The 506-nt window shown below is 39.9% G+C and carries 1 protein-coding gene; it reads left to right on the top strand.

The window, feature by feature from the left end; all coding sequences use genetic code 11:
• Positions 1–506 (top strand): transposase (locus ACSSWA_RS14970; RefSeq protein WP_437357466.1); only part of this gene is annotated, 506 nt, incomplete at both ends.

Below are 506 nucleotides of genomic sequence, written 5' to 3'. Positions count from 1 at the left end.
AGGGATTACGAGGAAGTAACCAGAAGCGTATTAGAGAGTTTCGGAATCAGTCAGTCGAGCATAAGTCGGGCATTTATAGAGGAGAGCAAAAAGCTGTTAGAGGAATTTGAGCAAAGGGATTTAGGTGGGCATGATTTTATAGCATTGGTAATAGATGGAAAATATCTGAGTCATGAAAATATAGTAATCGCTTTAGGAATAACGATGAGCGGAGTCAAAGCGCCATTGGGATTTATACAAACGACGAGTGAGAATAGCGAGGCAATCAAAGGGTTGTTAAAAAATTTAATAGGTAGGAACTTCCGGTTTGAGGAAGGATTGTTGACCATTATAGACGGTTCAAAGGGGTTAAAGAAGGCAGTCGAAGAGACCTTTGGTAAATTTACGTTAACGCAACGCTGCCAGTGGCATAAAAGGGAAAATGTAGTCAGTTACTTAAGAGAAGAAGAAAAGGCAATATACAGAGGTAAAATCCAGAGAGCATATAACGAGCCTGATTATGAGAG

This window comes from Melioribacter sp. Ez-97 (genome assembly GCF_051488665.1).
Classification (GTDB): domain Bacteria; phylum Bacteroidota; class Ignavibacteria; order Ignavibacteriales; family Melioribacteraceae; genus Melioribacter.
Note: the sequence above shows the minus strand (reverse complement) of the source record. Positions and strands in the feature narration are given on the sequence as shown.